The organism is Pseudomonas sp. p1(2021b), assembly GCF_020151015.1.
Classification (GTDB): domain Bacteria; phylum Pseudomonadota; class Gammaproteobacteria; order Pseudomonadales; family Pseudomonadaceae; genus Aquipseudomonas; species Aquipseudomonas putida_K.
Genome location: NZ_CP083746.1, coordinates 633,516 through 651,377 on the forward strand (window position 1 = coordinate 633,516; position 17,862 = coordinate 651,377).

Consider the following 17,862-nt stretch of genomic DNA (forward strand, 5'->3'; position numbering starts at 1 on the left):
GTGCCAGAGCAGGCGCAGGACGACGACAAGCAGATCGGTCAAATGGCCGGCGATTACAGCATGCTGATCACACCACCTGCGCCGACGCGCTGCCAAGGCAGGCCCAATACCAACGCCTGGAGTTGTTCGCTATCGAGTTCGACCTCGCCGCCATGGCGAATGTCCGGCCAGTGGAACTTGCCTTGATTCAGTCGTCTCGCTGCGAGCCAGACGCCCACGCCGTCGTGCACCAACACTTTCATCCGGTTAGCCCGGCGATTGGCGAACAGGTAAGCGCAGTGCGGCTTCGCCGCACCGAACACCGCGATCACCCGGGCCAATGCGGTTTCGGTACCGGCGCGCATATCCATCGGCTCGGTGGCCAGCCAGATTGCATCGATGCGGATCATCGAGCGACAGCCCGGATAAATTGCGCGCAGCCCTCGGGGTCTGAGGTTGACCATTTCACGGTGATCACTTGGCCGGCCATGGGCAACTCGATGATCACTGATGCTTCGGCTGGCCGTTTAGGTGCGGCTTTTAGCGGAACAAATGCCGGTAGTGAAGCCGCTGCGGGCTGGTCTCGATAGAGCGGCATCCATTTGCGGATGACGTTGGCATTGATGCCGTGGCTGATGGCGACACTGGAAATGGATGCGCCAGGTTGCAGGCATTCCTGAACGACCTGGGCTTTGAACGGTTTCGGATAAGAGCTTCGTTGGCGCATGGAAATCCTTGCGATAAGGGTGATCGCGTCCGCTTAAAAATACGCGGACACCATCGCCCTTAAAGCTGGCGTTCGGAAGATGAGTTTGCCGGACGCTTACCTAGAGCCTGCTCTGTGAGCGGGACGATATGCGTACGGCGTTTCTTCCTGCGCTCTGCAGGGATCGTCCAGATCCTCCTCCATATCGATACCTGCCCAGCGTGTGGTTGCTGCTTCCGCTGGCCGAGTCATGGTGTGGAGCTGCCACTCGATCAGGCAGCGAGTGGTCCTTTTGATGCTCGCCTTAGCGATTGCCACCATGAGCTCTTTCAGCTCATTAGGAGGGAGCGCCGCCATGTTCTTTTTCTTCGGCTTCTTGAAGACGGAGCGGATCCCGCTAAGTGGGTTCGCGTGAATTCCGAATTGACCCCGTAGGTCATGATCTCGTTGAGCCGCTGCGTCAGCCGCTTCACGGTCTCAAGGCTGCCCTTAGTTTCAAGCGGCCGGAGCAGGTTGATGACTTGAGGGGGCGTTGATGGCAGAGATCGGGGTAGTGCCCAAGTTGGGGAAGATGTGCAGCGTGAGGGAGCGCCAGATGTCCTCGGCGTAGGGCTGAGTCACCGTATGCTTTTTCAGTTCGTACCAGGCCGTCGCGACGTTCTGGAAGGTGTGCTCGGTCGCCGCCTTTGATGACGCTGAAAGCCCCGTATTTACTGGATCTCAGGCACAAAAAAAGACGTCCATGGACGTCTTTGTTTGATAATTTGGTGGAGCCGGGGGGATTTGAACCCCCGTCCGCCAGTACTCCGCTGTCGGTACTACATGCTTAGCCGTGTCTACTGAGTTAATCCGCAGCCGCCCGACGGGCAGGGTGCTTTGGACGAGTTGTGTAAGTTTTAGTCGCTTTGCCCACAACGTGCTACACGACGATCCTGTTCTGTATGACAATCACTTCGGGTTTACAGGCATCCCCTGGTGATTGCTGGAGCCGAAGCTACCAGGAGAGCGGGCTCAGCTGCTTACGCAGCGAGAGCGTAGCCCTCGTAGTTTTCGTCATTGGCAACTATAGAAAGTTGCAACAGTGGATTTACGAGTTCTGTTACCAACTCGGCATGCACCTAGAGTTTCGCTACCGGCGTCGAATCCTGATCGGCCCCACACTCAGCTCTAGCTGACGTGCCCTTCGACACGTGAGCGCAGTATACGCCTTTGCATGGGCTGCGTCGACTGCTGCGACCGGCGTGCCTCAAGAGCCGCTGCCGGTGCCGCCGGAGGGGCCGCTGCCTTTCTCGGTTTTCTCCATGCGTTCGAGCACTTTGGAGGTGACGGCGATGCATTCCTTGGTATCGCCGGCGGCTTGGGCTGCCTTGGCTTTGTCGACCTGCTCGGTGATGGCTTTGTCCAGGCCTTCGGAGGTGGCGCCGACGGTGGCCATGTTGTCATCGATCTTCTGCAGGTTGATGGCGCAGAGGTCCTCGGCGGCGAACACCGGCGAGGCCAGCAGGGTTGCGGCCGCGAACAGGGCGGAAAGCGCAGTACCTTTCATGGGTGTCTCCTCGTGATGGCCTCTGGTAGGTGGGCCTGTAAGGGTGGACTCCCGGGATTTGGCGAGGGTTCAATCGAGGTGCAGGGGCTGTGGGCGAGAATCCGGTCCTTGGGGGCGCACAGAGAATATAAGGTTGCACCGATGTTGTAGGGGGCATGCCCGTGATCATGCCATGCGGCCACGATGGCAGGACGGGCGCAATCGCGGGACAAGCCCGCTCCTACAAGGTTCGCGCCGCGCCGCAGTCACGGGGTTCGTGGTCGGGTCACGCGATCCACCAGGTACACCAGCCCGTGATAGTCGATGCCGCTGTGGCTGGACAGGCCGATTTCGCAGGTGCGGCTGGTGGAAATGCCTTCGCTGCACTGCTGCACCGCATCCTTGAGGGTGCGCAGGGAGTGGGCGTTGAGCTCGGGTGTGGTGAAGCCTTTGTCGCCGGCGAAGCCGCAGCAATGGATGCCTTCCGGGATCACCACCTGCTGGCTGCACAGTCGCGCCAGGTCGATCAGCGCCTGGCTTTCGCCCAGGTGCTGGGTGCTGCAGGTGACGTGTACGGCCACGGGCTCGCGCTGCGGCGTGAACTCCAGCTTGTCCACCAGGTGGGTGCGGATGAAGCGCACCGGGTCGTAGAGGTCCAGGCGGGTGTCGCCCAGGTCCTGGACCAGGCGCAGGGTGCAGGGGCTGGTGTCGCAGTAGATGGGATCGAGGCCGCCGCGGCTGGCGTGCAGCAGGGCGTTGATCAGTTCCTGGCGTTTGTGTTCGGCCTGCTCTGGGTAGCCCTTGGAAGCGAACGGCTGGCCGCAGCATAGGTTGTCGGCGTTTTCCGGGAATATCACGTGGTAGCCGGCTTTTTCCAGCAGGGCGCGGGTCTTGTCCAGCAGTGAGCTTTGTTCCTTGTCGCCAGCGGCCGGGCCCATGACCCGGGACACGCAGGCAGCCAGGTAGACCACCCGTGGGCGGGCGTCGTTGCTTGGCAGGGCCGGGGCGAAGGTGCGCAGCGGCTGCGGCATGGCTGGGGTCCACTGCGGCAGGCGGCCGTTGCTGGCCTTGCTCAGCGAGGCGCTCAGGCGCTCCAGGCGTGGGGCGCCGAGCAGTTTGCGCGCGCCGTTGGCGGCGGCCAGCGTCAGGCGTGCGCCGCGCAAGGCGGTATGGAAGTTATCGGCGAGCCAGTCGGCGGCCTTGTTGTGCTCGGCCGCCTGGCTGCGCAGCTTCTTCACCAACTCGCCGGTATTGATGCCCACCGGGCAGCGCTGGGCGCACAGGCCGGTGGCGGCACAGGTGTCGATGCCCTGGTACTGGTAGGTCCGCATCAGTTCGCGGGTATCGACGCCGGCGCGTTTCTTGGCCTGGATGTCGCGCCACATGACGATCCGTTGGCGTGGGCTCAGGGTCAGCCCTTTGGACGGGCACACTGGCTCGCAGAAGCCGCATTCGATGCACTTGTCGACGATGTCATCGGCGGCCGGCAGGGGCTTGAGGTGCTTGAGGTGGATGTCTCGGTCGTCGCTGAGCACCACGTCAGGGTTGAGGATGCCGTTGGGGTCGAGCAGGCGCTTGAGCGTCCACATCAATTGATAGGCCTCATGGCCCCATTCGAGCTCGACGAAGGGGGCCATGTTGCGCCCAGTGCCGTGCTCGGCCTTGAGTGAACCGCCGAATTCCACGGCCACCAACTGCGCCACATCGTCCATGAAGGCCTGGTAGCGCGCCACTTCCTCGGTGCTGTTGAAACCTTGGGTGAACACGAAGTGCAGGTTGCCCTCCAGAGCATGGCCGAAAATGATCGCTTCGTCGTAGTGATGCTTGTCGAACAGCTGGATCAGGCGGTTGACGCCTTCGGCCAACTGTTCGATGGGGAAGGTCACGTCTTCGATGATCACCGTGGTACCGGTCTGGCGCACGGCACCGACGGCGGGGAAGGTGTCCTTGCGGATCTTCCACAGCTGGTTGTACACCGCCGGGTCTTCGCTGAAGTCGACCCGCTGCTCCAGCGGGAATTCGGCGATGGCGGCCATCACCTGGCCAAGCTGCTCGTGCAGCAGGCTGTGGCTGGCGGCGCGGGACTCGATCAGCAGGGCGCAGGCATTGGCCGACAGGCCTTTCACCCAGCTCGGCATGCCGGGCATGCCCTGCACCGAGCGCAGGCTGCGGCGGTCGAGCAGTTCCACGGCGGACACCGGCTGCGGCTTGAGTACGGTCACGGCGCGGCAGCAGCTTTCCACCGTGGGGAAGACCAGCAACGCGCTGGCCTTGTGCGGGTGGTCGGGCACGGTGTCGTAGGTGACCGCGCTGATGAAGCCGAGGGTGCCTTCGGAGCCGACCAACAGGTGCTGGAGGATGTCCAGCGGCTGGTCGTAGTCGATGAGCGAGTTGAGGGACAGCCCGGTGGTGTTCTTCAGGCGGTACTTGTGTCGGATCTTGTCGGCCAGGGCCGTGTTGGCGCGGGTTTCGCGGCCCAGGCGGGCCAGCTCGTCCAGCAGTTTGGCGTGGCTCTGCTCGAAGGCGGCGACGCTGGCCGGGTCTTCGGTGTCCAGGCGGGTGCCGTCGGCCAGCACCAGGCGCATGCCGGCCAGGGTGTGGTAGGTGTTCTGCGCCGTGCCGCAGCACATGCCGCTGGCATTGTTGGCGACGATGCCGCCGATCTTGCAGGCGTTGATCGAGGCCGGGTCCGGGCCGATCTTGCGGCCGAAGGGCGCCAGCCAGGCGTTGGCCTGGGCGCCGATCACGCCGGGCTGCAGGCGGATCTGCTCGCCCTGGCCGCGGATTTCGCGACCATTCCAGCTGTCGCCCAGCACGATCAGCACCGAGTCACTGATGGCCTGGCCCGAGAGGCTGGTGCCGGCGGCGCGGAAGGTCACCGGCACGCGATCGCGCTGGGCCAGGTGCAGCAGGCCGACCACTTCGTCTTCGGATTCGACCCTGACCACCAGCTTGGGGATGAGCCGGTAGAAGCTGGCATCGGTACCGAAGGCCAAGGTCGAGGTCGGGTCGTCGAACCGGCGCTCGGCGGGAATCAGGCGCTCGGCATCTCGCAGGAAGGCGGCGGGCAAGCTCATGCATTCTCCTCGCGGGGCCGCGGCGTCTGGTGCGCGGCGTGCCCCGGGCAATCAGGCAGTGTTCAGACGGGCACTCAGGCGCCCAGTTCGCGGACCAGCGAGTCGCGGCTGATCTCGCTGATGGACTTGGCGCCGGTCAGCACCATGGCCACGCGCATTTCCTTCTCGAACAGCTCGAGCAGGTTCTTCACCCCGGCTTCGCCGTGGGTGGCCAGGGCGTAGAGGAAGGCGCGGCCGATCAGCACGGTGTCGGCGCCCAGGGCGACCATGCGCACCACGTCCAGGCCATTGCGGATGCCGGAGTCGGCGAGGATCTTCAGGTCGCCCTTGACTGCATCGGCGATCGCCGGCAACGCGCGGGCGCTGGACTGCACGCCGTCCAGCTGGCGACCGCCGTGGTTGGACACCACGATGCCATCGGCGCCGAATTTCACTGCGTCCTTGGCATCCTCAGGGTCGAGGATGCCCTTGATGATCATCGGGCCGTCCCAGAACTCGCGGATCCACTCCAGGTCCTTCCAGGAAATGGACGGGTCGAAGTTGGCGCCCAGCCAGCCGATGTAGTCGGCCAGGCCGGTGGGGTTGCCACGGTACTTGGAGATGTTGCCCAGGTCGTGGGGGCGGCCCAGCAAGCCGACATCCAGGGCCCATTGCGGGTGGGTCATGGCTTGCCAGATGCGCCGCAGCGGCGCGTTCGGGCCGCTCATGCCGGAATGGGCGTCGCGGTAGCGGGCGCCGGGGACCGGCATGTCGACGGTGAACACCAGGGTCTTCACGCCGGCGGCCTTGGCCCGTTCCAGGGCGTTGCGCATGAAGCCGCGGTCCTTGAGCACATAGAGCTGGAACCACATCGGCCGGTCGATGGCCGGAGCGACCTCTTCGATGGGGCAGACCGAGACGGTCGACATCGTGAAGGGAATGCCCTTGGCCGCCGCCGCGCGCGCTGCCTGCACTTCGCCACGGCGTGCGTACATGCCGGTCAGGCCCACTGGGGCCAGGGCGACCGGCATGCTCAGGGTCTCATCGAACAGCGTCGTCTGCAGGCTCAGCTCGGACATGTTCTTCAGCACCCGCTGACGCAAGGCGATGCTCGCCAGGTCCTCGACGTTGTGGCGCAGGGTGTACTCGGCGTAGGCGCCGCCGTCGGCGTAATGGAAGAGGAAAGGAGGCAGCTTGCGTTGGGCCGCGGCGCGATAGTCGGTGGAGGCGGAAATGATCATGGATTCTCGCAGCGTGGGTGGGTGTGGTTGCCAGGCGCGCCAGGGCGCCCGGCCCCTTTCACTTTAGTGATGAACCAGCATGCCGGTGAGCCAGTAGGCCTGGACCAGGGTGATCAGGCCGACGAGGGTGGCGAAGAACAGGCTGTGCTTGACGGTGAAGCGGAACAGGTCGGACTCCTTGCCGACCAGGCCGGTGGCGGCGCAGGCCACAGCGATCGATTGTGGCGAGATCATCTTGCCGGTCACGCCACCGCTGGTGTTGGCCGCGACCAGCAGGGTGTCGTTGACGCCGATCTGGTGCGCGGTGGTGGCTTGCAGCGAGCTGAACAGGGCGTTGGACGAGGTGTCGGAGCCTGTCAGGAACACGCCCAGCCAGCCGAGGAACGGCGAGAAGAACGGGAAGGCGGCGCCCGTGCCGGCCAGCACCAGGGCCATGGTCGAGGACATGCCCGAGTAGTTGGTGACGAAGGCGAAGGCCAGGACCATGCCGATCGACAGGATTGGCCAGCGCAGCTCCCAGAAGGTTTCCTTCAAAGTGGTCAGACCGGTTTTGAAGTTGATCTTCAGCACCATCATCGACAGCAGCGCCGAGAGGAAGATCGCGGTGCCGGTGGCGGAGATCGGGTCGAGCTTGAAGATCGCTGGCATGGCGGTTGGCGTGGCGGCGATCGGCGCGCCCTTGATCACCAGTTGGTCCAGGTGCGGGATGGCGAAGTTGAACACGAAGTCGTACATCGAGCCACCCGCAGCGAACGCGGCCTTGAACGGCTTCAGCGTCCAGATGGTCACCAGTACGGTGAGGATTAGGAACGGCGACCAGGCCTTGAAGATCTCGCCCAGGCTGTACGGGGAAGGCTGGCTGCCACCGCTGCTGACCACGGCGGCACCGACGCTGCCCTGGGCTTCGGCGAAGGCGCGCTTGGGCTGCCAGACTTTCAGGAACAGGGTCAGGGCGATCAGGCTGGCCAGGGCCGAGGTGATGTCCGGCAGTTCCGGGCCGATGAAGTTCGAGGTGAAGTACTGGGTGACGGCGAAGCTCAGGCCAGCGACCAAGGCGGCAGGCCAGGTTTCCTTCACGCCGCGCAGGCCGTCCATCATGAACACCAGCCAGAACGGCACGAACAGCGACAGCAAGGGCAGCTGGCGGCCGGTCATGGCGCCGATGTGGAAGGCGTCGATGCCCGTCACCTGGCCGGCGACGATGATCGGAATGCCCAGGGCGCCGAAGGCCACGGGCGCGGTGTTGGCGATCAGGCACAGGCCGGCGGCGTACAGCGGGTTGAAGCCAAGGCCCACCAGCAGCGCGGCGGTGATGGCCACCGGAGCGCCGAAGCCGGCCGCACCTTCCAGGAAGGCGCCAAAGCAGAAGCCGATCAGCAGCACTTGCAGGCGCTGGTCGTCGGTGATCGACAGGACTGAGCTGCGGATCACTTCGAACTGGCCGCTCTTGACCGTGAGTTTGTACAGGAACACCGCGGCGACGATGATCCAGGCGATGGGCCATAGGCCGTAGAGGAAGCCATAGCCCGCGGCGGCCAGGGCCATGTCGACAGGCATCTGGAAGGCGAAGATCGCCACCAGGATCGACAGGGCAAGGGTGATGCTGCCGGCGACGTGGCCTTTGAGGCGGAACACGGCCAGGGCAAGGAAGAAGAACACGATGGGAATGACTGCCGCCAGCGCGGACAGGCCAAGACTACCAAGCGGACTATAGAGCTGTTGCCAGGTTTGCATATGGGGTGGCCCCTAATTGTTGTTGGTCAGGCACTGGCATTGGATAATTGGTAAGACCAATTTACAATGGCTGGTCGCTAGGTTAAAAGCCTCGTCGAGGCCGTGTCAATTTGTCTCGGGGAAAACTTTGGTCGGATGTCGATGAATGGGCATCTGCCGGGTAGGGAAAATCGTCATCTGATGGGTGTCGTCGTGGCCGGTATCGGCGAGAATAGGCGGCCCCGGTGTTCGTGGGGTTTGTGGAGAACATGTGATGGTTTTTGATCAGGTCCGCCAACGGCGCCTGTCCGACGATATCGTCGACCGGTTGGAAGGGATGATTCTCGAGGGCACGCTGACCTCGGGGCAGCGCCTGCCGGCCGAGCGTGTCCTGGCCGAGCAGTTCGGTGTGTCCCGGCCGTCCTTGCGCGAGGCGATCCAGAAACTCGTGGCCAAGGGGCTGCTGGTCAGTCGCCAGGGCGGTGGCAACTACGTCGCCGAGACGCTGGGCTCGACCTTCAGCGACCCGCTGATGCAGCTGTTCGAGCGCAACCCCGACGCGCAGCGCGACCTGCTGGAGTTTCGTCACACCCTTGAGGCTTCATGCGCCTTCTACGCAGCCCAGCGCGCTACCGAGCCTGACCGCGAGCGGCTCAAGGCGGCCTTCGACGCGCTGCAGGACTGCTATTCCCGGGCCGACGAGGTCAGCCGGGCGGAGGAGGGCGCGGCCGATGCGCGTTTCCACCTGGCGATTGCCGAGGCCAGTCACAACGCGGTGTTGCTGCATACCATCCGTGGCCTGTTCGACCTGCTCAAGCGCAACGTGGTGACCAACATCGGCGGCATGTACCAGCAGCGCTCCGAGACCCGGGACATGCTGATCAGCCAGCACCGGGAGCTGTACCAGGCGATTGTCGAGGGCAGGGCGGAGGAGGCGCGGGAGGTGTCGAGCCGGCATATCCTGTATGTGCAGGAAGTGCTCGAGGAAGCGCAGGAAGAAGCCCAGCGGGTGGCGCGGGCGGAGCGGCGCAGCGGGCGTTGATCGCCCGCGGCCGACGATCTACGGTCGTTGTAGGAGCGGCCTTGCGCCGCGAAAGGGCCGCATGGCGGCCCCGGGGCCTTGGCCTTGGTGCTCAGAGTGCTGGGGCTGCTGGGCAGCCCTTTCGCGGCACAAGGCCGCTCCTACAACTGCGCCAGCTGGCTAGGGGGATTACTCGTCCTTGCCCTTGTTACGCACAGCCCGCTGCAGCTCGCGGTTGGAATCGCGTTCGCGCATGGTGTCGCGCTTGTCGTATTCCTTCTTGCCCTTGCCGAGCGCGATTTCGCACTTGATCAGGTGCTTGCTCCAGTACAGCGACAAGGCCACGCAGGTGTAGCCCTTCTGGGCCACGGACGCTTCCAGGCGCTCGAGCTCGCGCTTGTTCAGCAGCAGCTTGCGGGTGCGCGTGGGGTCGGCGATGACGTGGGTGCTGGCGGTGGTCAGCGGGGTGATGTGGCTGCCGAACAGCCAGGCTTCGCCGTCCTTGAGCAGCACGTAGCTGTCGGTCAGGTGCGCCTTGCCGGCCCGCAGGCTCTTTACTTCCCAGCCGGACAGGACCAGCCCGGCCTCGAACTTGTGCTCGATGAAGTAATCGTGTCGCGCTTTCTTGTTTTGCGCGATGGTCCCGGTCGGATGTTTCTTTTGCTTAGCCATAGGGGCCGCATTATAGGGAGTCGCCGCGTTGTCGGCTACGGGGTTTAGGTGTGCTTGAGCCTGTAGGATGAATCCCGGACAATGCAGGGCCTGTTTCTTTGAACAGCACTGTTTTCGAAGCGCTGAGAAGCGCTGCCGCCCTGTCTTGGAAGTGACGCCTGGATGACTACCCATATTCAACGCTCTGCCCTGCTGCCATACCCTGCCCAGGCGCTCTACGATCTGGTCAACGATGTGGCCAGTTATCCGAAGTTCCTGCCGTGGTGCTCGGCCGCGACTGTGATCGAGGCCAGCGAGACGCACATGCGGGCGAAGCTGGAAGTGGCCAAGGGCGGCATGAGCCAGCAGTTCGTCACGCGCAATGTGCTGGTGCCGGGGCAGTCGATCGAGATGAACCTCGAAGAGGGGCCGTTCACTCAGTTGCACGGCGTGTGGGTATTCAAGCCGCTGGGCGAGAAGGCCTGCAAGATCAGCCTGGACCTGTCCTTCGACTACGCCGGGCCACTGGTGCGCGCCACCCTGGGGCCGCTGTTCAACCAGGCAGCCAATACCCTGGTCGATGCCTTCTGCCAGCGGGCCAAGCAGCTCAATGGCTGACGCGGGCCTGAATATAGAGGTGGTGTATGCCACGGCCGAGCGCCAGTGGTTGTTGGCGTGCGTGGTGCCTGAAGGGACGTGTGTGCGTGAGGCGCTGCGTCTGTCCCGGCTTGCTGAGCAGGTGCCTGGCCTGGACCTGGAGGCGTGCCCGGTAGGAGTGTTTGGCAAGGTGGTCGCTGATCCTGCGCAGCGCAAAGTGGAGGAGGGTGACCGGCTGGAGGTCTACCGCCCACTGCTGGCCGACCCCAAGGACGTGCGCAAGCAGCGGGCAGCCAAGGCGCGGGCAGCGCGGCAAGGTTGAGGATGCGTGCATGAAAAAGCCCGGGCACTGCCCGGGCTTTTTCGTGTCCGCCGCGTTTACTGCGGGGAGGTTTCCAGCGGTGCAGGTGTCGGGACCGGTGTGGTCTCGATGGTGTCGATCTCTTTCTGGATCGACTCTTCAAGCGAACCTGGCTTGGCGGGTTTTTCTTCCGGTTGGCTCGGCTGGCCCTGTTCCGCGGCTGGGCTGACAGTGGTGTCGCCGCTGCCACCGAGGATTTCCTGGTCGCGGCTCACGCCTGGCATGAAGTCGCCGGACAGGCTGACCAGTTGGTCGCTGTCGTTGAAGAAGATGCTCATGCGCTCTTGCTGGCGCTGGCCACCACCAGGCTGGAGGCTGTAGAGGTAGTCCCAGCGGTTGGTATTGAAGGTGTCCTGAATCAGTGGGTTGCCCATGATAAACCTTACTTGCCGGCGGGTCATTCCGGGGCGCAATTGGTCTATCATGTCCTGCGTAACGACATTGCCCTGCTGGATGTCGATTTTGTAAACCCCGGGAAACGAGCAACCGGCGAGTGCGAGCAGTCCCACGAGGGTGAGGCTGGTTAGCAAGAGCTTGGTGTTTTGCATCGGTGGGCGACTTCCACTATCTTGGCTGGACAACGTAAACCCCGATCATACCCGTATTAAGAGAAGCTGCGAAGCAGCATCGGCGAGAAAGCTGACCATGGTTGAAAATAGCGAATTGCGCAAAGCCGGTCTCAAGGTGACCCTGCCTCGAGTCAAGATCCTACAGATGCTCGACTCCACCGAGCAGCGTCACATGAGCGCCGAGGATGTCTACAAGGCGCTAATGGAGGCTGGCGAGGATGTTGGCCTGGCGACCGTGTATCGCGTACTGACCCAGTTCGAAGCGGCGGGTCTGGTGGTTCGCCACAACTTCGACGGCGGTCATGCAGTATTCGAGCTGGCTGACGGCGGCCACCACGACCACATGGTCAACGTGGATTCCGGCGAGGTCATCGAATTCATGGATGCCGAGATCGAGAGGCGCCAGAAAGAGATCGTTGCCCAGCACGGCTACGAGCTGGTGGATCACAATCTGGTCCTGTACGTGCGCAAGAAAAAGTAACGATTTTCTCGTTACCAAAAGCAAAGGCGACCTTCGGGTCGCCTTTGTACTTTCAGCAGGTGATGCCCGCCCCTGTAGGAGCGGCCTTGTGCCGCGAAGGGGGTGTGTAGCGCTCCTTAATTTCAGCTTCGCAGCAGAGATTGCAGGGCCGCTTTGCGGCCCTTTCGCGGCACAAGGCCACTCCTACAGCATTGATATCAGGGCTTCACCACCATCTTGCGCGCATGGGCCAACGATTCCTTGGTCAGGTCGATGCCTCCCAGCATTCGCGCCACTTCCTCCACCCGCTCGCGCTTGCCCAGGTTGGCAACTGCCGTGTGGGTGGTGTCGCTGTTGCGCACCTTGTGCACGAACAGGTGGTGGTGCCCTTGCGCGGCGACTTGGGGCAGGTGGGTGACCGTCAGTACCTGGCCACGCTCGCCCAGGCGGCGCAGCAGTTGGCCAACGATCTCGGCGGTCGGGCCGCCAATGCCCACGTCCACTTCGTCGAACACCAGGGTCGGGATGCGCGAGGTCTGTGCGGTGATCACCTGGATCGCCAGGCTGATGCGTGACAGTTCGCCGCCCGACGCTACCTTGGCCAGGCCCTTGAGCGGTTGCCCGGGGTTGGCGCTGACCAGCAGTTCGACCGTTTCAATGCCATGGGGTGACAGTTCGTCGCCCGTGTACGGTGTCAATTCGATAGAGAAGCGCCCACCGGGCATACCCAGGCGCTGGATTTCCTGCTCGACGGCGGTTGCCAGCTGTTTGGCTGCCTGCTGGCGCAAACCGCTGAGCTCGGTGGCTTTTTCGCGGTAATGCTGGGCGTAGGCTGCGAGCTCTTCGCCCAGGCGCTCGATCGACTCGTCGCTGGCGTTGAGCCCTTCCAATTCTTCCATCAGGCGTTGCTGCAGGTGCGGAAGCTCGGTGGGGTGCACGCGGTGTTTGCGTGCCAGGGTATAGATGGTGTCGAGCCGCTCTTCCAGGGCCTGCAGGCGCATGGGGTCGGCGTCGAAATGATCGAGAAAACGGTTGAGCTCGCCCACTGCTTCCTCGACCTGGATCTGTGCGCTGGCGATCAGGTTGGCCGCTTCACCGAGTGCCTTGGGTGCATTGGCCACGGCGCTCAGGCGGTTGAGGCTGGCTGTCAGGGCGCTGAGCACATTGCCCGAGTCGCTTTCGCTGCATTGGTCGATGACCTGGCGGCAGATGCCGAACAAGGCCTCGGCGTTGGTCAGGCTCTTGTGTTCCTGTTCCAGTTGCTCCAGTTCGTTCTCGCCCAGGCCGAGGTTGTCCAGCTCCTCCAGCTGGTAGCTGAGCAGTTGATGGCGGGCGCGTTGCTCGTCGCCGGAGTTGGACAGGCGCTCCAGCTCCAGACGGGTCTGGCGCCAGCGCTGGGCCGCCAGCTGTACCTGGCGGGCCAGGTCGATGGCGCCGGCGTATTCGTCCACCAGGCGGCGATGGGTGTCGGCTTTGAGCAGGGACTGGTGCTCGTGCTGGCTGTGGATGTCGATCAGCAGTTCACCGAGTGCCTTGAGGTCGCCCAGCGGGCAGGGCGTGCCATTTATATAGCCACGGCTACGGCCCTCGCCGGTGATCACCCTGCGCAGGATGCACGGGCCGGCGTTGTCCAGGTCGCGTTCGGCGAGCCAGTTGCGGGCCTCCGGGATTTCGTCCAGGTCGAAGGTGGCGAGGATGTCCGCCTTGTCCGCACCCGGGCGTACCACGCCGCTGTCGGCGCGATCGCCCAGGGCCAGGCCGAGGGCGTCGAGCATGATCGACTTGCCCGCGCCGGTCTCGCCAGTGATCACGCTCATGCCGCGGGCAAGCTCGAGATCCAGGTGTTCGACGATGGCGTAGTTGTGAATGGACAGGTGCACCAGCATGGGGCGGCTCCCGGAGGCTTTTGTCTGTTTATTTATACAGTACTTTTTTCAGGCCTGCCAATCCCCGCAGGGCGAACAGGGTGTGTCATGAAAAGCGACCTCCCCCTTGAACCCGGTTTTTCCGACCCCATATAGCCGGCAAGACAAGACGAGCTCGGCTCGCCCACCAAGAAATTGCGGAGGAGAAACCTAATGGCTGACGAACAGCTGGATGAGAAGAACCTTAACGCCGAAGAGGCTGGTGCAGAGGATCTCGGTGCCCGCGTCCAAGTGCTCGAGGAGCAGCTGGCCGCCGCCAAGGACCAGTCCCTGCGTACTGCCGCCGAGCTGCAGAACATCCGCCGTCGCGCCGAACAGGATGTCGAGAAGGCCCACAAGTTCGCTCTTGAGAAGTTCGCTGGCGACCTGCTGCCGGTGGTCGACAGCCTGGAGCGTGGCCTGGAGCTGTCCAGCGCCGACGACGAGACCATCAAGCCGATGCGCGAAGGCATCGAGCTGACCCTGAAGATGTTCCACGACACCCTCAAGCGCTACAACCTCGAGGCGGTCGACCCGCACGGCGAACCCTTCAACGCCGAGCACCACCAGGCCATGGCCATGCAGGAAAGCGCCGAGGTCGAGCCCAACAGCGTGCTCAAGGTGTTCCAGAAGGGCTACCTGCTCAATGGTCGCCTGCTGCGTCCCGCCATGGTGGTGGTCAGCAAGGCGCCGGCGGCGCCCCAGCCATCGATCGACGAAAAGGCTTGAAATCCTTCCGGGCATCCCCATCTAGGTGTCAAGCATTCAAGTATTACCGCAGTTGGCCAAAGTAGTCGCTGCTACCTAATTCAAGTTTCGGGAGAGTAAACATGGGCAAAATCATCGGTATCGACCTGGGGACCACCAACTCGTGCGTCTCCATCCTGGAAAACGGTAACGTCAAGGTCATCGAGAACGCCGAAGGCGCGCGTACCACCCCTTCGATCGTGGCCTACGCCAACGATGGCGAGATCCTGGTCGGCCAGTCGGCCAAGCGCCAGGCCGTCACCAACCCGCACAACACCCTGTTCGCAGTGAAGCGCCTGATCGGCCGTCGCTTCGAAGAAGACGTCGTGCAGAAAGACATCAAGCTGGTGCCGTACAAGATCGTCAAGGCCAACAACGGTGACGCCTGGGTCGAAGCCGGCGGCAAGGAAATGGCGCCCCCGCAGATCAGCGCCGAAGTCCTGAAGAAAATGAAGAAAACCGCCGAAGACTACCTCGGCGAGCCAGTCACCGAAGCGGTCATCACCGTTCCGGCCTACTTCAACGACAGCCAGCGCCAGGCCACCAAGGACGCAGGTCGCATCGCCGGCCTGGACGTCAAGCGCATCATCAACGAGCCGACCGCTGCTGCGCTGGCCTACGGCATGGACAAGGCCAAGGGCGACCACACCGTCATCGTCTATGACCTCGGTGGTGGTACCTTCGACGTCTCGGTCATCGAAATCGCCGAAGTCGACGGTGAGCACCAGTTCGAAGTACTGGCCACCAACGGCGACACCTTCCTGGGTGGCGAAGACTTCGACATGCGCCTGATCGACTACCTCGTCGACGAGTTCAAGAAAGAGTCCGGCATGGACCTGAAGAACGACCCGCTGGCCCTGCAGCGCCTGAAGGAAGCAGCTGAAAAGGCCAAGATCGAGCTGTCGTCCTCGCAGTCGACCGACGTCAACCTGCCGTACATCACTGCAGACGCGACCGGTCCTAAGCACCTGAACGTGAAGATCTCCCGCGCCAAGCTGGAGTCGCTGGTCGAAGACCTGGTCAAGCGCACCATCGAGCCTTGCCGCATCGCCCTGAAGGACGCCGGTATCGACGTCAGCAAGATCGACGACGTGATCCTGGTCGGCGGCCAGACCCGTATGCCGCTGGTACAGAAAGCCGTTGCCGACTTCTTCGGCAAGGAAGCGCGCAAGGACGTCAACCCGGACGAAGCCGTGGCCATGGGTGCAGCCATCCAGGGTGCGGTACTGGCCGGTGACGTGAAGGACGTGCTGCTGCTGGACGTCAGCCCGCTGACCCTGGGTATCGAAACCATGGGTGGCGTGATGACCGCGCTGATCGAGAAGAACACCACCATCCCGACCAAGAAGTCGCAGGTGTTCTCGACCGCCGACGACAACCAGAGCGCCGTGACCATCCATGTACTGCAGGGTGAGCGCAAGCAGGCTGCACAGAACAAGTCGCTGGGCAAGTTCGACCTGGCCGACATTCCGCCGGCTCCGCGTGGCGTGCCGCAGATCGAAGTCACCTTCGACATCGACGCCAACGGCATCCTGCACGTCGGCGCGAAGGACAAGGCCACCGGCAAGACCCAGTCGATCGTGATCAAGGCCAACTCCGGCCTGTCGGACGAAGAAATCGAGCGCATGGTGCGTGATGCCGAGGCCAACGCCGAGGAAGACCGCAAGTTCGAAGAGCTGGCCGCTGCCCGTAACCAGGGTGACGCGCTGGTGCACTCGACCCGCAAGATGGTCGCCGACGCCGGTGACAAGGTCACCGCCGAAGAGAAAGCTGCCATCGAGGCTGCCGTCGTTGCCCTGGAAGCCGCTGTCAAAGGCGACGACAAGGCCGCGATCGACGCCAAGGTCGAGGAGCTGTCCAAGGTCTCCGCGCCGGTTGCCCAGAAGATGTACGCCGAGCAGCAGGCCGAGCAGCCTCAGGGCGGTGCCCAGCAGGCCGAGCCGGAAGCCAAGCACGACGACGTGGTCGATGCCGAGTTCGAAGAAGTGAAAGACAACAACAAGCAGTAATCCCTGCATGTTGTCGGCCGGCTCACCGTCGTTTGTCGGTGAGCTGGTAGGATGTCGCCGCGCGGGGGCTTGCTCCCGCGTTGGCGTATCTGGAATTCGAGAATTTTTACAGCATCTGTCAGCGCCGAGGGGCGGCAGGTGTTGATGGCGTGGCGCAGATGCCAGACGCCCAACAAGGTGCAAATGACCTATGTCCAAGCGTGATTATTATGAGGTACTGGGTGTCGAGCGCGGCGCCAGCGAAGCAGACCTCAAAAAAGCCTATCGTCGGCTGGCGATGAAGTACCACCCGGACCGCAACCCGGGCGATAAAGAGTCGGAAGACAAGTTCAAGGAGGCCAACGAGGCCTACGAAGTGCTGTCTGACGCGAGCAAGCGTGCAGCGTTCGACCAGTATGGCCATGCCGGCGTCGACCCGAGCATGGGTGGCGGTGGTGCCGGCTTCGGTGGCGCCAACTTCTCCGATATTTTCGGCGATGTGTTCAGTGACTTCTTCGGCGGTGGCCGGGGCGGTGGACGTGGCGGTGCCCAGCGCGGCAGCGACCTGCGTTACACCCTGGAGCTGAACCTCGAGGAAGCGGTGCGTGGCACCACGGTCAGCATTCGCGTGCCGACGCTGGTCAACTGCAAACCGTGCGATGGCTCCGGTGCGAAGAAGGGCTCGGCTCCGGCGACCTGCCCGACCTGCGGCGGTATCGGCCAGGTGCGCATGCAGCAGGGCTTCTTCTCCGTGCAGCAGACCTGCCCGCGCTGCCACGGCCAGGGCAAGATCATCACCGACCCATGCTCGTCCTGCCATGGCGAAGGCCGTGTCGAGGAATACAAGACCCTATCGGTCAAGGTGCCGGCCGGTGTCGACACCGGCGATCGCATCCGTCTCTCCGGCGAGGGCGAGGCGGGTACCCATGGTGGTCCGACCGGTGACCTGTACGTGGTCATCAATGTGCGTGAGCACCCGATCTTCCAGCGTGACGGCAAGCACCTGTATTGCGAAGTGCCGATCAGCTACACCGATGCCGCCCTGGGCGGCGAGCTGGAGGTGCCGACCCTCGATGGCCGGGTCAAGCTCAAGATCCCGGAAGGTACCCAGACTGGCAAGCAGTTCCGCCTGCGCGGCAAGGGCGTGGCCCCGGTGCGTGGTGGTGCGGCAGGTGACCTGCTGTGCCGCGTGGCGGTGGAAACGCCGGTCAACCTGAGCCGCCGCCAGCGCGAGCTGCTCGAGGAGCTGCGTGACTCGCTGCAGGGCGACAGCTCCCATTCGCCCAAGGCCAGCGGCTGGTTCGAGGGTGTGAAGCGCTTCTTCGGCGATCTCTGACAAGGAAC

16 protein-coding genes, 1 other RNA gene and 1 pseudogene are annotated in these 17,862 nt (G+C 63.4%); 7 read left to right on the forward strand and 11 right to left on the reverse strand.

Translation table 11 applies throughout. The features are described from left to right. Nucleotides 1–53: 53 nt before the first annotated feature. The 8 genes and pseudogenes from tnpB to K8374_RS02955 form a co-directional block, all read right to left on the reverse strand. Nucleotides 54–389 carry an IS66 family insertion sequence element accessory protein TnpB gene (gene tnpB / locus K8374_RS02920; protein WP_224457866.1) on the reverse strand — a complete coding sequence of 112 codons (336 nt, stop codon included), beginning with the start codon at nt 387–389 and terminating at the stop codon, nt 54–56. Next, nucleotides 386–706, reverse strand: coding sequence for an IS66-like element accessory protein TnpA (gene tnpA / locus K8374_RS02925; RefSeq protein WP_224457867.1), 321 nt, complete (start codon nt 704–706; stop codon nt 386–388). The genes tnpB and tnpA overlap by 4 nt, the downstream gene beginning before the upstream one ends. A gap of 101 nt (nt 707–807) precedes the next feature. Continuing rightward, nucleotides 808–1,378: pseudogene (locus K8374_RS02930) on the reverse strand (tyrosine-type recombinase/integrase); the annotation flags it as partial. Nucleotides 1,379–1,450: 72 nt separating this feature from the next. After that, nucleotides 1,451–1,842: a transfer-messenger RNA gene (gene ssrA, locus K8374_RS02935) on the reverse strand. A gap of 89 nt (nt 1,843–1,931) precedes the next feature. Continuing rightward, nucleotides 1,932–2,231 (reverse strand): hypothetical protein, encoded by a 300-nt coding sequence (locus K8374_RS02940; protein ID WP_224457868.1) that lies wholly within the window; start codon nt 2,229–2,231, stop codon nt 1,932–1,934. A gap of 245 nt (nt 2,232–2,476) precedes the next feature. Next, the gene (locus K8374_RS02945) at nt 2,477–5,287 is read right to left on the reverse strand and encodes an FAD-binding and (Fe-S)-binding domain-containing protein (RefSeq protein WP_224457869.1); all 2,811 of its coding nucleotides are present in this window, start codon (nt 5,285–5,287) and stop codon (nt 2,477–2,479) included. Between the two features lie 74 nt (nt 5,288–5,361). Beyond that, entirely contained in the window at nt 5,362–6,507 is a 1,146-nt protein-coding gene (gene lldD / locus K8374_RS02950; protein ID WP_224457870.1) for an FMN-dependent L-lactate dehydrogenase LldD, read from the reverse strand. 63 nt (nt 6,508–6,570) lie between these two features. Then, the gene (locus K8374_RS02955) at nt 6,571–8,241 is read right to left on the reverse strand and encodes a lactate permease LctP family transporter (RefSeq protein WP_224457871.1); all 1,671 of its coding nucleotides are present in this window, start codon (nt 8,239–8,241) and stop codon (nt 6,571–6,573) included. 253 nt (nt 8,242–8,494) lie between these two features. Between K8374_RS02955 and K8374_RS02960 the strand changes: the two genes are divergently transcribed. Next, nucleotides 8,495–9,262 (forward strand): FCD domain-containing protein, encoded by a 768-nt coding sequence (locus K8374_RS02960; RefSeq protein ID WP_224457872.1) that lies wholly within the window; start codon nt 8,495–8,497, stop codon nt 9,260–9,262. Between the two features lie 168 nt (nt 9,263–9,430). Here the strand turns inward: K8374_RS02960 and smpB are convergent, their stop codons facing one another. Next, nucleotides 9,431–9,913: an SsrA-binding protein SmpB gene (smpB, locus tag K8374_RS02965; protein ID WP_084855496.1), complete on the reverse strand. Its 483-nt coding sequence runs from the start codon at nt 9,911–9,913 to the stop codon at nt 9,431–9,433. Between the two features lie 162 nt (nt 9,914–10,075). Between smpB and K8374_RS02970 the strand changes: the two genes are divergently transcribed. Next, complete coding sequence (locus K8374_RS02970) at nt 10,076–10,510, forward strand: type II toxin-antitoxin system RatA family toxin (RefSeq protein ID WP_224457873.1); 435 nt, start codon at nt 10,076–10,078, stop codon at nt 10,508–10,510. Further along, nucleotides 10,503–10,811, forward strand: coding sequence for an RnfH family protein (locus K8374_RS02975; protein ID WP_224457874.1), 309 nt, complete (start codon nt 10,503–10,505; stop codon nt 10,809–10,811). The genes K8374_RS02970 and K8374_RS02975 overlap by 8 nt, the downstream gene beginning before the upstream one ends. A gap of 56 nt (nt 10,812–10,867) precedes the next feature. Here K8374_RS02975 and K8374_RS02980 read toward each other — a convergent pair whose 3' ends face one another. Next, nucleotides 10,868–11,398, reverse strand: a complete 531-nt coding sequence (locus K8374_RS02980; protein ID WP_224457875.1) for an outer membrane protein assembly factor BamE — start codon at nt 11,396–11,398, stop codon at nt 10,868–10,870. A 97-nt stretch (nt 11,399–11,495) separates the two neighbouring features. Here K8374_RS02980 and fur point away from each other — a divergent pair, with 97 nt between their 5' ends. After that, nucleotides 11,496–11,900: a ferric iron uptake transcriptional regulator gene (gene fur, locus K8374_RS02985; RefSeq protein WP_084855492.1), complete on the forward strand. Its 405-nt coding sequence runs from the start codon at nt 11,496–11,498 to the stop codon at nt 11,898–11,900. A 197-nt stretch (nt 11,901–12,097) separates the two neighbouring features. On the opposite strand, the gene recN is transcribed toward fur, so the two are convergent. Beyond that, nucleotides 12,098–13,765, reverse strand: coding sequence for a DNA repair protein RecN (recN, locus tag K8374_RS02990; RefSeq protein WP_224457876.1), 1,668 nt, complete (start codon nt 13,763–13,765; stop codon nt 12,098–12,100). Nucleotides 13,766–13,957: 192 nt separating this feature from the next. Here recN and grpE point away from each other — a divergent pair, with 192 nt between their 5' ends. The 3 genes from grpE to dnaJ all read left to right on the forward strand — a co-directional run bounded on the left by grpE (nt 13,958) and on the right by dnaJ (nt 17,854). Further along, nucleotides 13,958–14,512, forward strand: coding sequence for a nucleotide exchange factor GrpE (gene grpE / locus K8374_RS02995; RefSeq protein ID WP_084855490.1), 555 nt, complete (start codon nt 13,958–13,960; stop codon nt 14,510–14,512). Nucleotides 14,513–14,613: 101 nt separating this feature from the next. After that, nucleotides 14,614–16,539 (forward strand): molecular chaperone DnaK, encoded by a 1,926-nt coding sequence (dnaK, locus tag K8374_RS03000; protein ID WP_084855489.1) that lies wholly within the window; start codon nt 14,614–14,616, stop codon nt 16,537–16,539. Between the two features lie 190 nt (nt 16,540–16,729). Next, nucleotides 16,730–17,854, forward strand: coding sequence for a molecular chaperone DnaJ (gene dnaJ, locus K8374_RS03005; protein ID WP_224457877.1), 1,125 nt, complete (start codon nt 16,730–16,732; stop codon nt 17,852–17,854). The last annotated feature ends 8 nt before the right edge of the window (nt 17,855–17,862 follow it).

What these genes read in the sequence shown, in the direction of transcription:
- tnpB (WP_224457866.1), bottom strand. Translation starts at nt 389, where the DNA reads ATGATCCGCATCGATGCAATCTGGCTGGCCACCGAGCCGATGGATATG.
- tnpA (WP_224457867.1), bottom strand. Translation starts at nt 706, where the DNA reads ATGCGCCAACGAAGCTCTTATCCGAAACCGTTCAAAGCCCAGGTCGTT.
- K8374_RS02940 (WP_224457868.1), bottom strand. Translation starts at nt 2,231, where the DNA reads ATGAAAGGTACTGCGCTTTCCGCCCTGTTCGCGGCCGCAACCCTGCTG.
- K8374_RS02945 (WP_224457869.1), bottom strand. Translation starts at nt 5,287, where the DNA reads ATGAGCTTGCCCGCCGCCTTCCTGCGAGATGCCGAGCGCCTGATTCCC.
- lldD (WP_224457870.1), bottom strand. Translation starts at nt 6,507, where the DNA reads ATGATCATTTCCGCCTCCACCGACTATCGCGCCGCGGCCCAACGCAAG.
- K8374_RS02955 (WP_224457871.1), bottom strand. Translation starts at nt 8,241, where the DNA reads ATGCAAACCTGGCAACAGCTCTATAGTCCGCTTGGTAGTCTTGGCCTG.
- K8374_RS02960 (WP_224457872.1), top strand. Translation starts at nt 8,495, where the DNA reads ATGGTTTTTGATCAGGTCCGCCAACGGCGCCTGTCCGACGATATCGTC.
- smpB (WP_084855496.1), bottom strand. Translation starts at nt 9,913, where the DNA reads ATGGCTAAGCAAAAGAAACATCCGACCGGGACCATCGCGCAAAACAAG.
- K8374_RS02970 (WP_224457873.1), top strand. Translation starts at nt 10,076, where the DNA reads ATGACTACCCATATTCAACGCTCTGCCCTGCTGCCATACCCTGCCCAG.
- K8374_RS02975 (WP_224457874.1), top strand. Translation starts at nt 10,503, where the DNA reads ATGGCTGACGCGGGCCTGAATATAGAGGTGGTGTATGCCACGGCCGAG.
- K8374_RS02980 (WP_224457875.1), bottom strand. Translation starts at nt 11,398, where the DNA reads ATGCAAAACACCAAGCTCTTGCTAACCAGCCTCACCCTCGTGGGACTG.
- fur (WP_084855492.1), top strand. Translation starts at nt 11,496, where the DNA reads ATGGTTGAAAATAGCGAATTGCGCAAAGCCGGTCTCAAGGTGACCCTG.
- recN (WP_224457876.1), bottom strand. Translation starts at nt 13,765, where the DNA reads ATGCTGGTGCACCTGTCCATTCACAACTACGCCATCGTCGAACACCTG.
- grpE (WP_084855490.1), top strand. Translation starts at nt 13,958, where the DNA reads ATGGCTGACGAACAGCTGGATGAGAAGAACCTTAACGCCGAAGAGGCT.
- dnaK (WP_084855489.1), top strand. Translation starts at nt 14,614, where the DNA reads ATGGGCAAAATCATCGGTATCGACCTGGGGACCACCAACTCGTGCGTC.
- dnaJ (WP_224457877.1), top strand. Translation starts at nt 16,730, where the DNA reads ATGTCCAAGCGTGATTATTATGAGGTACTGGGTGTCGAGCGCGGCGCC.